The organism is Burkholderia cepacia complex sp. TUM26381 (genome assembly GCF_057439935.1).
In genome coordinates, this window is sequence record NZ_CM172006.1 from 2,457,616 (window position 1) to 2,471,419 (window position 13,804).

Genomic DNA, 13,804 nt, shown 5'->3' on the forward strand with positions numbered 1-13,804 from the left:
GCCTACTCCGTTCGGATGACGCGGGCCGCCAGCCGGCCGGTATGCTGGTCCGGGCCCCCTCACCCCGACCAAGGAGAACACGAGCATGCGGATCGCGCTGGCGCCTGGCGATACGGCCGCGCACGACGGCTTCGACGACGCGGCCTGGACGGCGCGCGAACTCAGCACGTGGCTCGGGCTCGTCTATCAGGGGCCATCCGAAGCGACGCCGTGGGCCGGCTTTCTCGAAGCGGTCCGCGTGCGGCTCGACGCGAGCTTCACGACGCTCGTGCTGCGCAATCCGGGCGGCGCACGGCACGGGCTCATCATCAATGCGTCGGCGCACGGCCCGCTGCTGCCCGGCGAGCCGTCGTACAGCGAGCAGTTCTATGCGCTGTGCCCGTTTCTCGACCACCCGCCCGGCCAGGTCTTCACGGCCGACCGGCTGTTCGGCGAAACCGCGTGGCGCGCACACGATTTCTACCGGCAGTACCTGCAGCCGCTCGACCTGCGCTACATCCTCGGCGCGAACCTGCGCGGCGAGCGCGGCGTCGAGTGCGCGTTCTTCGTGAGCCGCGCGCACGGCAGCCGCGATTTCGACGCCACCGAGCGCGCGCAGGTCGCAACGCTGCTGCCGCACCTGCAGCGTGCAGTCGAGTTGCATGCGGCGTTCGACGTGCTCGATGCCGAACGCGCGCTGTACGCGGGCACCGTCGACCGGCTCGATGTCGGCACCGCGATCGTCGACGAGGACGGCCGTGTGATCAAGCGCAACCGCATCGCCGAGCGGCTGATCGAGCAGCAGGACGGGCTGTGCGTGCGCCAGGAGCGGCTCCACGCGTCGTGCCCGCTCGACGAGCGCCGGCTGCAAAAGGCGCTGCAGGCCGCACTCGAGCATTTCCGCGCGGGGGCGCTCACGCGTATCGAAGCCACCACGCTGTCGCGTCCCGGCGGTGCCATGCCGCTGAGCGTGCTGCTGCGCCCGCTCGCGCCCTATCGCGGCGCCGAAGACCGCCAGCACCGGCCGGCCGTCGCGGTGTTCGTGCGCGATCCGGCGTCGTCGCCGCAGACATCGCGCGACATGCTGCACCGGCTGTTCCGGCTCACGCCGATGGAAACCGAAATCGCGCTGCTGCTCGTCGACGGGCTGACGCTCGACGAAGCGGCCGCCGCGACGGGCATCACGAAGAACACCGCGCGTGCCCACCTGCGCGGCATCTTCGCGAAAACGGGCGCAACGCGACAGGCCGTGCTCGTGAAGACACTGCTCAACAGCGTCGTGTCGATGGCGTAGCGCACCGGGGCAGCCATCGCCGGACCGCCCGTGCGGCTGCCCCACGACGCGGGGTACGAACCGGCAACGCGGTCTGGCAACGAGCATGATCTCATTTCATGTCATACGTCGTCAGACATTGAAAAATCATTCACCTGCCTGAAGGTATTCGCCAATATTTGAGAAATTTCCGGGTAAACCCGCGACGTCATCACCGGTACACCGGCGTACCATGTCATACGACGACATACTACATAGAACGCCACCCTGACGTGGACGCGGGCCGCCGCCCCGTCCGCCGCCGCCCGACCGGAGACACCCTTGAACCCGCCCTCGTCCGCCCTGCCCGGCCGCGACCCGCTCGCATCCGCCGTCTCGAAAGTGAAGTGGCACGTGCTGCCGCTCGTGCTGATCATGTTCATCGCGAACTACATCGACCGCGTGAACGTCGGCTTCGTCGATCGCCACCTCGAAGCGTCGATCGGCATCGGCGCGGCTGCGTACGGGCTCGGCGCCGGGCTGTTCTTCGTCGGCTATGCGCTGTTCGAAGTGCCGTCGAACCTGCTGATGCAGCGCTACGGCGCACGCGTGTGGCTCGCGCGGATCATGGCGACGTGGGGCATCGTCGCGGCCGCGATGGCGTTCGTGTGGAACGACACGTCGTTCTACACGCTGCGCTTCCTGCTCGGCGTGGCCGAGGCCGGCTTCTTCCCCGGCGTCGTGCTGTACCTGTCGCAATGGCTGCCGCCGCAGGAGCGCGGCAAGGCGATGGCGATCTTCCTCGGCGGCTCCGCGTTCGCATCGGTGCTGTCCGGGCCCGTGACCGGCGCACTGCTGTCGATCCGCGGCTTCGGCCTCGAAGGCTGGCAATGGATGTTCCTGATCGAAGGGATGTTCTCGGTCGCGCTGTGCGGCGCGAGCTGGCTGTTGCTGAAATCGCACATCCGCGACGCGACGTGGCTCACGGCCGAAGAACGCACAGCGCTCCAGAACGCGCTCGACGAGGAGCGCGCGACGCGCGACGTGCGCTCGAACGTGCCGGTGCGCGCCACCGCGCTGCTGCGCGATCCGCAGATCATGCTGTTCTGCTTCCTGTACTTCTCGATCCAGCTGACGATCTACGCGGCCACGTTCTGGCTGCCGACGATCATCCGCAAGATGGGCGGCCTCACCGATTTCCAGGTCGGCCTGTACAACACGATTCCGTGGATGATCGCGATCGGCGCGATGTACGGCTTCGCGGTGCTGTCGTCGAAGTGGAAGCATCCGCAGCGCTGGCTCGCGTGCGCGCTCGTGCTCGCCGCCTGCGGGCTGTTCGCATCGACGTCGCACGATCCGGTCTGGTCGTTCGCGTCGATCTGCTTCGCCGCGCTCGGCTTCAAGGCCGCGTCGTCGCTGTTCTGGCCGATCCCGCAGGGCTATCTCGACACGCGCGTGGCCGCGGCCGTGATCGCGCTGATCAACTCGGTCGGCAACCTCGGCGGCTTCGTCGCGCCGACGGCGTTCGGCTATCTGAAGCAACATACGGGTTCGATCACGGGCGGCCTGTATGCGCTCGCGATCGCTTCGCTCGTCGCCGCGGCCGCCGCGCTGTTCGCGCGCACGCACCGGCGCAGCGATCCGCCGAGCGGCCTGCCGGCCGACGACTCCTTCACGAATGCTTCGATGCTCCGCCATGCCGAACACTGACCGCCTGACCGTCGTCGTCTCGAATGCCGCCGACGGCGACCTCGCCACGTTCTCCCTCGCCGGCGACGGCACGCTCGCGCCGCTCACCCGCTATCCGGCCGCCGACATCGCGATGCCGATCGCCGTGCAGGCCGACCGCGCGCGCCTCTACGTCGCGACGCGCGGCGAACAGCCGACGATCGTCGCGTTCCGCGTCGCCGCGGCCACGGGCGCGCTCGTGCGCATCGGCACAACGGCGATCGACGCGAGCCATGCGTACCTGTCGCTCGACCGCAGCGGCCGCTGGCTGCTTGGCGCGTCGTACGGCGGGAACTCGCTGAGCCTTTACGACGCCGCGCGCGTGCGCGACGGCGACGGTACGCCGCTGCAGGTCGCGGGCGGCATCGCGAACGCGCACGCGGTGATCGTGTCGCCGGACAATCGTTTCGCGTACGTCAGCTCGCTCGGCTCGGACCGCGTGTTCGGCTTCGCGCTCGTCGAGGACGCGGCCGGCCTGCGTGCGGTCGAACACGGCGAAACGCGCGTGCCGGCCGGCTTCGGCCCGCGTCACCTGCAGTTCGCGGATGGCGGCCGCACGCTCGTGGTCGTCAGCGAATTCCAGGCCACGCTCGCGACCTTTGCACGCGACCCCGACACCGGCAGGCTCGGCAATGCACACGTGAGCGCGCACCACCCGGCCGTCGCCGAACTCGCGCCAGGCCATCCGCGCCCGCCCGCCCCCGCCGAACCGTCCGTGTGGGCCGCCGACCTGCACCTGACGCCCGACGAACGCTTCGCGTATGTCAGCGAGCGCACGTCGAGCCAACTGCTCTGCTATCGCCGCGATGAAGCCGGGGCGTTCGAACCCGCACACGCGACGGCGACCGAAACGCAGCCGCGCGGGTTCGCAATCGATCCGTCGGGACGCTGGCTCGTCGCCTGCGGCGAACAGTCGGAACACGTGGCCGTGTACGCGATCGCGCCGGACGACGGTGCGCTGACGCTGCATGCGCGCGTGCCGGGCGGACGCGGCGCGAACTGGATCGCGATCGTCTGAGGAACCGGCAAGTACCGGCGTTCAGCGCCGCTCGCTCGGCGCGACGCCCGTCCAGCGCTTGAACGCGCGCGTGAAATTGGCGCGGTCCGTATAGCCGACGCGCGCCGCGATCTCGTCGACCGGCAGGCGCGTGCCTTCGAGCAGCCGCAGCGCGTCGCGCAGCCGGATTTCGTCGAGCAGCGCCGAATAGGTCGCACCGAATTCGGCGAGCTTGCGCTTGAGCGTGCGCGCCGACACATGCAGTTCGCGCGCGACGTCGTCGACCGACGGATAGCCGTCATCGCCGCAGATCAGCAGGTTGCGCACGCGCTCGACGACGCTCTCGGCATAGCCGAGCCGCGCGAGTTCGGCCTCGCACTGCTGGACGATCATTTGTGCGGTCTGCGCGTTCGCGGTGCCGATCGGCTCGTCGAGCAGCGCGGCGTCGCAGCGGATGCGGTTCGCGCTCGCGTCGAAATGGCAGCGCGGCAGCCGCGCGCGATAACGCTCGAACCACGGCGGCTCGGGCCATTCGAAATGGAGTTCGGCGCGCGACTGCAGCGTGCGCCCCGGCGCCGGATACAGCAGCGAATTGAACAGGATCGCGGTCTCGACCAGGAAGTTCTCGACCGCGAACTGGCGCAGCCGGCCGAGCGGAAACGCTTCGAGCACGTCGATGTCGACGATGCCGTCGAGTTGCGCGAGCCGCACCGAGAAGAACGGCACGCGCGTCGGCAGGTAGCGGATGCCGAGCGCGATCGCCTCGCCGAGCGTCGCGCAGCTCATCAGCCCGAAGCCGATCAGCCCCGCTTTCGTCAGGCTGCTGCGCAGGCCGATCTCGATCGCGATCGACGGGTCGTCCGTCGCGTCGAGCAGGTTGAACACGATCGCCGCCTGCTGCATCGGCGTGATGCGCGCATCGGGCTGCGCGAGCCGGTCGCGCTCGACGCCCGAGCCGGCGAGAATGCGGCCGCCGTCGATGCCGCGCTCCTCGGCCAGCATCAGCATGAACAGCGCATACGCGGACGACACCGTCGCCTTGTTCAGCTGGCGCGCGGCATCCGGGACGGACAGGACCATGCGGCGGACTCCGGAGCGGTTTCGGCGGATTGTAGCGTCGCTGGCCCGCAATGACACCGCAGCGGCACTCTAGCCGCGCGGCCACCCTGGCCCGAAATGACACCGCCATTGGCACCGGCGGCCCTCGCGTGCGCTCCGGCGGGCGCCTATGCTTGTCACATCGGCATTGCGCCCCACTCTTTCCGCACGGATTCCGGTCGATGAGCCAACCCGCACGAACCGTCTTTCGCCACGATGCAGACAAGGTCGCGTACGTCCGCCGCGAGGTCAACGCCGCGAGCGACGCGATCCGCGCGCGCTTTCCGCTGCTCGACAACCAGAACCTCGTCGGCGCAACCGTGATGGCCGTATCGGTGAGCGCGATGCTCGCGATCGCGTGGCTGTATGCCCGCGGCGCGATCGCGTGGTACGTCGCGCTGCCGCTCGCCGCGTTCGTCACGTCGCTGATCCACGAGCTCGAGCACGACCTGATCCACCTGATGTACTTCAAGAAGACGCCGTGGGCCTATCACCTGATGATGGCGCTGTGCTGGCTCACGCGGCCCGGCACGATCAACCCGTGGACGCGGCGGCGCATGCACCTGCATCACCACAAGGTGTCGGGCGGCGAATCGGATCTCGAGGAATTCGGCATCACGAACGGCGAGCGCTGGGGCGTGAAGCGCCTGCTGATGATCGCCGACGGCATGCTCGCCGTCGTGCTGCGCCCGGCCTCGATGCGTCGCAAGGTGAAGCAGTATGTGGCCGCGCAACCGGTGCAGGATCCGTCGGAACGCCTGCAGCTGCGCGTCGAGCAGGTGTCGTCATACATGCCGGTCGGCCACGTGTATTACGTGCTGTGGCACGCGTTCATCGTCTATCACGTCAGCCTGTTCGCGCTGCATGCGTTCGGCTACTCGGCGACGGTGCCGGCCGTCGTCGAACGCGCGATGAACGTCGTCGATTTCCTGGCGGTGGTATGGCTCGGGCCGAACTTCGTGCGCAGCTTCTGCATCAACTTCGTCAGCTCGAACATGCACTACTTCGGCGACATCGATTCGCGCAACGTGATCCAGCAGACGCAGGTGCTGAACCCGTGGTGGATGCTGCCGTTCCAGTTGTTCTGCTTCAATTTCGGCAGCACGCATGCGATCCATCACTTCGTCGTGCGCGATCCGTTCTACATCCGGCAGCTGACCGCACGCACCGCGCATGCGGCGCTGCGTGAGGTCGGCGTGCGCTTCAACGACGTCGGCACGTTCGCACGTGCGAATCGCTGGGGTGGCTATCGCCCGTCGCGCGGTACGCGCAACGCGCAGGCCGACACGTAACGCCGGCGCAGGCCATCAAGCGCCGATCGGCGGCATCGGCCCCTGCCCGCGGATCCACGACCAGTTCGCGAGTTCGGCCATTTCCTTGTCGCCGCGGCTGTCGCCGTATGCGAACAGTTGCTTCGGCGGCCGGTTGCCCCACCACCCGCGCAGCCGCACGACCTTCTGCGGTCCCCAGCAGTTCTCGCCGTCGAGCCGGCCGGCGAAGGTGCCGCGCTCGAACGCGAGCCGCGTCGCGAGCACCGCATCGAAGCCGGCCGTCTTCGCCCACTTCTCCAGATACAGCGACGGCGACGCGCTGACCAGCACGACTTCGTGCCCGCGCGCCCGATGTTCGCGAATGCGCTCGAGCATTTCCGGGCGCACGAGGCCCGGCAGATAGGTGTCGACGAACGTGCGCGCCTGCGCATCGAGCGCGTCCTCGCGGATCGGCCCGAATGCGAACGACGCGAACTTCGCCTTCGCGTCGCCGCGCGACAGCAGCCCGGCCTTCATCGCGACGATCCACGGCAGCGCGCGCAGCCCGGCCCATGCGAAACGCGGCGTGCCGACCGCATAGCGGACGAAATGGCGGAAGCTGTCGGTAGTCGTGATGGTGCCGTCGAAATCGAACGCGGCGACGATGCGGTCAGTCATGGAGAATCGGCGGGAAAGCGATGGAATGCCCCGGAAGATAGCAGACTCGCGGCGCCGCGCGCGAAACGGCGTGACGCAGCATGGCCAGCGGAGCAGCCACACCCGCCGCAGCGCACGTGGCCGCCGTGTCGTTCGCTCAGCGCTGCGGCCGCGCGGCCAGCGCCGCCGGCAGCACGACGTTCATCAGGTGATCGGCGCGCGACAGCAGATCGGTCACGCGCTCGTCGAGCCCGCGCAGTTGCGCCGGCTGCATCCGGATTTGCTGGACCGCCTGCCCGACGATGTTGCGGCGGTCGAACAGCGTGCGCTCGACGCCGGCATCGTCCGGCGCACGCACGACGTCCGCCACCGCGCTCAGCGCCGCGAGCACGACCACGAGGTTTTCCTCCGCATGGCGGACCTTCGCGGCGAGTTCCTCGGTACGGCGCGGAAAGAACCCGAGCGACTGCTTGAGCGCGCCGATCGCCGCACGGTAATCGACATGCCCCGACGCCGCGCCGAACCAGCGTTCGAACATGCCGGCCTTGCGCGTCGCCTGCGCGAGCATCCCGGCCATCATGTCGGCCGCGCCGAGTTCGTTGAATTCGCGCGTCGTCGCCGCGACGGCTTCGACGAGGTTGCCCGCCGTTTCCAGCGCGCCGTCGCCGATCGTCGCGACCGTCGCGAGCTTGAGCGGCACCAGTTGCCGGATGTGTCGCTCGATGCGCGGCGCGTAGTCGGGATAGAGATTCGGAAAGCTGGCCTGCGCGGCGCGGAAGCACGCGTCGAGCTGCGGGTGGTTCGATTCGCCGAACAGCGCACGGCCGACCGCTTCGGCCGGCGCCGCGCGTGCGGCGTTACCGGGTGCGGGCGCCGGCCCGAGGTCGAGCGCCTGCGGCGCGGGCCGCTCGGGCGCACGCGCGGCCTGCGCGCCGGCCGCGGGCGGTGCGTCGAACGCAAGACGCCCGGGCGTGCGCTCGGGCGTCGTATCGAACTCGAGCCGCTTCGGCTCATCGGACGGATTCGTCATCGCTGCTTCCTGCCCGGCGCGGCGGTGTTCCGCACGCCGGGCTGCCGCCAGTCAGACCGCGCCGCCGTATGCGCGCACGAAATCGCCGAGGCCGCGGTTGTAGCCGGCGCCAACCGCCTTGAACATGAAGTGGCCGTCGCGGCGATAGAAGCTGCCGACCTGCACCGACGTCTCCATCGAGAAGTCTTCCTCGAGTGCGTACTTCGCGATCACGGCGCCCGTCACCTCGTCGGCGATCTGGATGTAGCTGTTGCGAACCTGCCCGAAATTCTGGCGGCGCGCTTCGGCCTGGTCGATCGTCACGACCACCGAGATTTCCTCGACGTCGGCCGCAAGCTTCGTCACGTCGATGAAGATCACTTCGTCGTCGCCGTCGCCGCTGCCCGTGCGGTTGTCGCCGCTATGCACGACGCCCAGGCACTTCGACGCGGGCATCCCGCGCTTCGGGAAATCGTCGCCCGGCTGGATGAAGGTTTCCTTGCGCTCCATCGTGCGCACTTCGCTGTTGTAGAACACGAAGTGCTGATCGGAGATCAGCCTCGGATTGCTTTGCGTGTCGTACTTGCACAGGAACACCGACACGTCGAGGTCGAAGTCCGTGCCCGTGTCCGTTGCGTTCGCGTCCCAACCGAGACCGATGCGGAATTTCTGCGTGCCGGGCGCTTCCTTCGACAGGTTGACGCGACCGCCTTTCGACAAATTGATCATCTGAACCTCTTCTGCTGGAACCGCCGTTGCGCCGGCGGCAATGCCGGGCCGCACGGTGCGGCCCTTCGTTGATGGTGTTCGCGCCGCGCGTGACGCGTGCTTACTCGCCCGCCACCGCGGTGCGGTCTTCCCTGCGCTGCACGACGATCGACGACCATACGGCCGCGGCGATCATCGCTGCGCCGATCAGGCCCGTGACGACCTCGGGCACCTCGAACTTCACGCCCAGGAACATGATCGTTGCGAGCGCACCGATCGCCCAGAACGCGCCGTGCTCGAGAAAACGGTACTGCGCGAGCGTGCCCTTCTTCAGCAGCACGAGCGTCATCTCCCGGATGTAGGCCGCACCGACGCCGAGGCCGAGTGCGATCAGGAAGATGTTGTTCGACAGCGCGAACGCGCCGATCACGCCGTCGAAGCTGAACGACGAATCGAGCACTTCCAGGTACATGAAACCCGCAACACCTTCGCGCACCACGCGCGTGCCCGTCTCCCCGCCGCCGACCAGGTCGCCCACGCCGTGCGCGATCACGAAGCCGATCACGCCGAACGCGCCCGCGAGCAGGAAGCTGACCTGCTCGGCCGCCGGCACGTAGAACGACGCGACGATCACGATCGCGAGCGTCAGCGCCACTTCCAGTGCGGTGATGCGGCCGAGATGGCGCATCGGGCCTTCGAGGAAGCCGATCCAGTGTTCGTCCTTCTCGGTGTCGAGCATGAACTTGAAGAACACCATCAGCAGGAACGCGCCACCGAATGCCGACACCTCGTGATGCGCGGACGTCAGCACGGCCGCGTACTTCTCCGGCGATTCGATCGCGAGCGTCAGCGCATCCCACAGGCCGATGTGGCCGATCACCGCGACGATCAGCAGCGGGAACACGAGCCGCATGCCGAACACCGCGACCGGCAGGCCGAACACCATGAAGCGGTTGCGCCACTTCTCCGACCAGTTCTTGAGCACCGATGCGTTGACGACCGCGTTGTCGAGCGACAGCGAAATTTCGAGCACACACAGGACCGCGACGATCAGCATGTCCTTCACGCCGCCGAGGAGATAGGCGGCGATCAGCGCGAGCACCGTGAGCGACAACGGGATCTTGAAGTCTTTCAACATGATGGGGTAATCGAGTTCGGAAAAATGGGCGTGCGGGCCGCGCTTACTTCGCGCGCACCCAGTCGCAGAATTCTTGCGTGATCAGCTGTTCGTAGATCTGTTCGTCGCTGATATTCAGCGATTCGAGATGCAGGAAGCCGACGTTCGGCATTTCGTCCGCGATTTCCGCGAGGAAGCCGAATTCGCTCGGATCGCCGACGCCGACGAGCGACCAGTACAGCGGGAAGTGCTGCGACTCGGCCAGCAGCTGGCGCACGCGTTTGCGGTCGTTCTTCGGGTTCTGGCCGTCGGTGACGAACAGCACCCACGCGGGCAGATGGCCGTTCGCCGGTGCGGAGGCGGCCGGCGCGGACGGTTCGTCCGCACTGCCGAACAGCCGGCTCAGGAAACCGCGCCTGGCTTCGCGCTTCGGCTCCGGCGCGCGAAAGAAGAAGTCGACGATGTCGTTCATCACCGGCGCGTACTGCGTGCCGCCCCACTTCTCGATCCGTGCTTCGAGCACGTGATCGGAGATGTACGAGCCGTAGTTGTCCGGCGTCGCGGTCGGCAGGCGGTCGTAGCCTTCGGTGAAGGTCCACGTGTCGACTTCGCCGTTGTCGTCGAACTTCAGCGCGATGCCGAGGATCCGGTCGTGCGTCTCCTGGATCACGCCCGACTGGTACAGCGGCTTCGCGGAGCCCGAGATGTCGAGCGCCGCGCCGACACGCACGACGGGCGGCTTCAGGATCTGGCGTTTTTCGAGGACGATCGCGACCTTCGCCGCGCGTTTCTCAAGCGTAATCATGCGGTGTTCTCTCAGTTCTCTCAGTTGTGCTTCGGAGCGAATCGGGTGATCAGGTCCTGTTCGAGCTGGCGCAGGCGCGGCGCATCCTGTTCGCGCTGGCGCTTGCCGTCGGCGATGATCTGCGTGATGTCGTCGAATGCGCCGAACAGCTGCTGCTGCGCGTATTCGAACGTGTCGGTCGAGATCACCGGACGCTGGCCGAGCTTCGCGACTTCCTGCGCGTTCTGGCGGTTCAGGTCGGCCTGCGCGCGGATCGCCTCGTCGGCCGCGTCGTACGTCGCGTTCGCGAGCGCCGCCGCGCGCTTCGTGCTGAGTTGCTCGAGATAGAGCGCGAACGCGTTGGTCCACGCGGGGATCAGCACGGTCTTGATCGTCATGAACTTCGACGTCAGCGTGCGTTTCTGGTCCTGCTCCATCCGGATCTGCGGCGCGAGCTGCTTCGACATCAGCATCGCGCGGTCGAGGTCGTCGAGCTTGCTCTCGAGTGCGTCGACCTTGCGCTTCACGTCGAGCAGGCGCTGTGCCGCGAACGCATCGTCCGCCGGCTGCTGGCCTGCCGCGAGGTGCGCGCGCAGCGTCGCGAGCGCCGTTTCGCCGTGCGCCTTCGACTGCGCGAGCTCCTGGTGCAGCGCGTAGTTGTCGTTGTACATCCGCTGGAGTTCGTCGATGCCGGCTTTCTGACGCTGCGCATGGTTCTCGAGCTCGACGACGAGCGTGTCCATCCGCTTGCTCACCGACTCGTATTGCGACAGCAGCTTCTCCTTGGTCGAGCGGAACAGCCGCGTGACCTGCGTGAGCAGCCCGCCCTTGTCGGCGCCGCGCGGGTCGAGCCCCTTCGCGGTCGCGATCAGTTCGTTGAGCTTGTCGCCGAACTGGTCGGCATCCGACGCGCGGACGCTCGCGAGAATCTGTTGGGAAAAGGCGGCGATCCGCGTGCCCTGCGTCGCGCCGAGCTGGTCGATCTCGTCGACGGTGATCAGGCGGACGTTCTCCGCCGGGCGTGCGGCCGGCGCGGCAACGGCGGCGGCGGGCACAACGGCGGGCGCTGTAACGGGTGACGAAGACGGGGTGGAAGGACGATCGCTGACCGCATCGGATTTCTTGTCATCGAATAGCGGCTTCATGTGGCTACCACGTTTCCTTTTCTGCTTTTTGCTACGTGTTGTCGTCGTGCGCGCAAGGCGCGCATCCGCGATTGCCGTCGTGCTCTCTCACGGGCGGCAGACGGACAATAAATGGCGACGGTGCGGTGCGTCAAGCGACGCAAATCTTTCAATCGCCATACGTTTTGTAATGTATTCGATGAAAACCTCGATGACGCTTCTGGTGACGCGGGGGCCAATGCCTTGATGGAGCGAGAATCCGGATTTCTCGGGAAGTACCAGCAACAAGAAATAGAAAGTAATTTGAAAGAATTTGCTTCTCGCTATTCCGCTGATTGTTACAGATTGCTTAACGCCGGAGGGACGTCGCACCGCATCGGTCGACGGCGTATCCGTCGATGCCTGACGTGCGGACATGCGATGTATTGCGGCAGTCGCCTGCGCCAGGTCCTACTCCGAATAGCCTTGCGACGCTGGACGCGCATCGTGACGACGGCCCCACCACGGCAAATACGCGTTGTTTCCGCCGCGAGCGCGGAACCAGTTCTTGCTGGCGTCGATCGGTGTCAGCTTCGATGGCGCGACCACCACCACTGCAGTCGGATGCTCGGCGTCGGTCGTTCCCGCCACGAGCACGTTTCCACCGAGGTGATTCGCGCGACCGATCGCGAGTGCCACATTGGTCAAGGCCGCACCGGCCCCCATGTCACCGAGCAATGCCGACGTGTTGAAGGTATTTCCGCGAAGGTCGTTTTCCGGCAAGGCTTCCGCGAGTCCTTGCGAGAAGGCCGCAGCCCTTGCCGACGCGGCATCGCTGCCCTTGCCCGCGTCATGAATGACATAGTTCAGCGACGAGACCGTGACGCCGGCATTGCTTGCTGCCGCATCGATAATCGTCGATCTCCACGCATGCGCCGCACGCATTGCATCGGTGCTCCCGTCGAAATCCCGAAGGTTGCCCCGTGCGGCCTTGCCGATCCAGGCGAGCGGCTCTCGTTCGGTCTTCAAACCCGGACCCGCGAGGAACAGCACCACCATGTTTTCGTTGATCTGTTCGTCCTGCGGCGGAAAGCTCGGCGCGTCCCAGTTCATCACCCATGCGCTTTTGTCGGGGTGCGCGGCGAGGTAGTCCAGCGCAGCGTTCAGCGACGTGAAGCCGGCATTGCCCCGACCCGAGGTCACGTGCACATCGGGCGGCGTGTCACGACTCCATAGATCTTTTGCGGAGGGGTTGCCGATTTCATACGCACTCACCATTTCGTCGCGCAAGAACGCTCCGGCAGCTACCGGGTCGAGCCGGCCGGCAGGAAGTGCTAATTCGACACGCACCCCGGCCAGTTCGCGCCACTCTCTCTTGTACTTCGAGCTGACGGTGTAAAAATAGTCCGGGTTCATCACATAGCGCGTCCGAAACAACACAAGAAGTTCGCTAATATATTTCTCGTAGAAACCCACGAACGACTCGCGCCCCCGCGCCCCGTCCGCCACGATAGAGATCGCCTGCAACGTCGAGTATTTTTGGGGATTTGTCCGCACCATATCGTCGTCGACGTTCGGCTTCACCAACCCGAGCGTCCACAGCAATTGCCACTCGGTCGGATAGTCACGGCGCTGCAGCGGATTGAGCCATTCAAGTCCGACTACCTGGGCAACGAACGGCGCGGCAGCCCCCTCTTCGACAGATGGCGCCAGCGCAGTACTCGTCTCGGCCCGCAACGGCGAGCCCGACAGAAGTGCCGCCATGGCGAGTGAGACGAATCCAAAGCGTCCGGCAAGAATGCGATACATGAATATTCCTGGTCGAACCGGCCAACGACGGAGGCCGGTTCGACAATTCATTCCCGTCCGGACGACGCCAGACTCGAAATCAGCGTCGCGCCACACGATGTCTTGTGGCCATCGAATGCAGCGGGTTTGCCATCGACGATGACCTGCGGATCGCCTTCGGCGATAAAGCAGGCCTGATGGCCCGCGATCGGGCAGACACACGTATCACCGAGTCGGGCGACCGGCCGCCCCATCACTTCACTGACCGCGCTGCCGGTTACGACCTGCCCACCATGGCTCGTCGCGTCGCCGACTCGAATGATTCCGCGCATGC

At 66.7% G+C, this 13,804-nt stretch carries 14 protein-coding genes; 4 read left to right on the plus strand and 10 right to left on the minus strand.

Going from position 1 to position 13,804, the window contains the following annotated elements:
* The first annotated feature begins 85 nt into the window (after positions 1 to 85).
* The 3 genes from ACWMMN_RS11495 (at position 86) to ACWMMN_RS11505 (ending at position 3,977) form a co-directional block, all read left to right on the plus strand.
* Positions 86 to 1,273, plus strand: coding sequence for a helix-turn-helix transcriptional regulator (locus ACWMMN_RS11495; protein WP_059233663.1), 1,188 nt, complete (start codon positions 86 to 88; stop codon positions 1,271 to 1,273).
* 300 nt (positions 1,274 to 1,573) lie between these two features.
* Complete coding sequence (locus ACWMMN_RS11500) at positions 1,574 to 2,941, plus strand: MFS transporter (RefSeq protein ID WP_256085077.1); 1,368 nt, start codon at positions 1,574 to 1,576, stop codon at positions 2,939 to 2,941.
* A complete protein-coding gene (locus ACWMMN_RS11505; protein ID WP_256085078.1) occupies positions 2,928 to 3,977 on the plus strand; it encodes a lactonase family protein in 1,050 nt (349 codons plus the stop codon). Before ACWMMN_RS11500 ends, ACWMMN_RS11505 begins: the two co-directional genes overlap by 14 nt.
* Positions 3,978 to 3,998: 21 nt before the next feature.
* Here the strand turns inward: ACWMMN_RS11505 and ACWMMN_RS11510 are convergent, their stop codons facing one another.
* Positions 3,999 to 5,036 (minus strand): AraC family transcriptional regulator, encoded by a 1,038-nt coding sequence (locus tag ACWMMN_RS11510; RefSeq protein ID WP_174994635.1) that lies wholly within the window; start codon positions 5,034 to 5,036, stop codon positions 3,999 to 4,001.
* 200 nt (positions 5,037 to 5,236) lie between these two features.
* On the opposite strand from ACWMMN_RS11510, the gene ACWMMN_RS11515 reads away from it, so the two are divergent.
* Complete coding sequence (locus tag ACWMMN_RS11515; RefSeq protein WP_256085079.1) at positions 5,237 to 6,346, plus strand: fatty acid desaturase; 1,110 nt, start codon at positions 5,237 to 5,239, stop codon at positions 6,344 to 6,346.
* A gap of 15 nt (positions 6,347 to 6,361) precedes the next feature.
* Here ACWMMN_RS11515 and ACWMMN_RS11520 read toward each other — a convergent pair whose 3' ends face one another.
* The 9 genes from ACWMMN_RS11520 to ACWMMN_RS11560 all read right to left on the minus strand — a co-directional run bounded on the left by ACWMMN_RS11520 (position 6,362) and on the right by ACWMMN_RS11560 (position 13,802).
* A complete protein-coding gene (locus ACWMMN_RS11520; RefSeq protein WP_059233658.1) occupies positions 6,362 to 6,982 on the minus strand; it encodes an HAD family hydrolase in 621 nt (206 codons plus the stop codon).
* 136 nt (positions 6,983 to 7,118) lie between these two features.
* Positions 7,119 to 7,991: a hypothetical protein gene (locus ACWMMN_RS11525; protein ID WP_256085080.1), complete on the minus strand. Its 873-nt coding sequence runs from the start codon at positions 7,989 to 7,991 to the stop codon at positions 7,119 to 7,121.
* Positions 7,992 to 8,042: 51 nt separating this feature from the next.
* Complete coding sequence (locus ACWMMN_RS11530) at positions 8,043 to 8,699, minus strand: TerD family protein (RefSeq protein ID WP_059233656.1); 657 nt, start codon at positions 8,697 to 8,699, stop codon at positions 8,043 to 8,045.
* A gap of 100 nt (positions 8,700 to 8,799) precedes the next feature.
* Positions 8,800 to 9,816, minus strand: a complete 1,017-nt coding sequence (locus ACWMMN_RS11535) for a DUF475 domain-containing protein (protein WP_059233655.1) — start codon at positions 9,814 to 9,816, stop codon at positions 8,800 to 8,802.
* Between the two features lie 43 nt (positions 9,817 to 9,859).
* Positions 9,860 to 10,600 carry a VWA domain-containing protein gene (locus ACWMMN_RS11540; protein ID WP_486422677.1) on the minus strand — a complete coding sequence of 247 codons (741 nt, stop codon included), beginning with the start codon at positions 10,598 to 10,600 and terminating at the stop codon, positions 9,860 to 9,862.
* Positions 10,601 to 10,620: 20 nt separating this feature from the next.
* Positions 10,621 to 11,724 (minus strand): toxic anion resistance protein, encoded by a 1,104-nt coding sequence (locus ACWMMN_RS11545; RefSeq protein ID WP_486422678.1) that lies wholly within the window; start codon positions 11,722 to 11,724, stop codon positions 10,621 to 10,623.
* An 87-nt stretch (positions 11,725 to 11,811) separates the two neighbouring features.
* Positions 11,812 to 12,120: a hypothetical protein gene (locus ACWMMN_RS11550; RefSeq protein WP_342702575.1), complete on the minus strand. Its 309-nt coding sequence runs from the start codon at positions 12,118 to 12,120 to the stop codon at positions 11,812 to 11,814.
* A gap of 33 nt (positions 12,121 to 12,153) precedes the next feature.
* Positions 12,154 to 13,491, minus strand: a complete 1,338-nt coding sequence (locus tag ACWMMN_RS11555) for a virulence factor (RefSeq protein ID WP_486422679.1) — start codon at positions 13,489 to 13,491, stop codon at positions 12,154 to 12,156.
* Positions 13,492 to 13,538: 47 nt separating this feature from the next.
* Complete coding sequence (locus ACWMMN_RS11560; RefSeq protein WP_027784933.1) at positions 13,539 to 13,802, minus strand: PAAR domain-containing protein; 264 nt, start codon at positions 13,800 to 13,802, stop codon at positions 13,539 to 13,541.
* Between the last annotated feature and the right edge of the window lie 2 nt (positions 13,803 to 13,804).

Bases quoted from the DNA above. Each gene is read 5' to 3' on its own strand.
- ACWMMN_RS11495 (WP_059233663.1), top strand. From the start codon at position 86: ATGCGGATCGCGCTGGCGCCTGGCGATACGGCCGCGCACGACGGCTTC.
- ACWMMN_RS11505 (WP_256085078.1), top strand. From the start codon at position 2,928: ATGCCGAACACTGACCGCCTGACCGTCGTCGTCTCGAATGCCGCCGAC.
- ACWMMN_RS11510 (WP_174994635.1), bottom strand. From the start codon at position 5,036: ATGGTCCTGTCCGTCCCGGATGCCGCGCGCCAGCTGAACAAGGCGACG.
- ACWMMN_RS11515 (WP_256085079.1), top strand. From the start codon at position 5,237: ATGAGCCAACCCGCACGAACCGTCTTTCGCCACGATGCAGACAAGGTC.
- ACWMMN_RS11520 (WP_059233658.1), bottom strand. From the start codon at position 6,982: ATGACTGACCGCATCGTCGCCGCGTTCGATTTCGACGGCACCATCACG.
- ACWMMN_RS11525 (WP_256085080.1), bottom strand. From the start codon at position 7,991: ATGACGAATCCGTCCGATGAGCCGAAGCGGCTCGAGTTCGATACGACG.
- ACWMMN_RS11530 (WP_059233656.1), bottom strand. From the start codon at position 8,699: ATGATCAATTTGTCGAAAGGCGGTCGCGTCAACCTGTCGAAGGAAGCG.
- ACWMMN_RS11535 (WP_059233655.1), bottom strand. From the start codon at position 9,816: ATGTTGAAAGACTTCAAGATCCCGTTGTCGCTCACGGTGCTCGCGCTG.
- ACWMMN_RS11540 (WP_486422677.1), bottom strand. From the start codon at position 10,600: ATGATTACGCTTGAGAAACGCGCGGCGAAGGTCGCGATCGTCCTCGAA.
- ACWMMN_RS11545 (WP_486422678.1), bottom strand. From the start codon at position 11,724: ATGAAGCCGCTATTCGATGACAAGAAATCCGATGCGGTCAGCGATCGT.
- ACWMMN_RS11550 (WP_342702575.1), bottom strand. From the start codon at position 12,120: ATGTCCGCACGTCAGGCATCGACGGATACGCCGTCGACCGATGCGGTG.
- ACWMMN_RS11555 (WP_486422679.1), bottom strand. From the start codon at position 13,491: ATGTATCGCATTCTTGCCGGACGCTTTGGATTCGTCTCACTCGCCATG.
- ACWMMN_RS11560 (WP_027784933.1), bottom strand. From the start codon at position 13,802: ATGCGCGGAATCATTCGAGTCGGCGACGCGACGAGCCATGGTGGGCAG.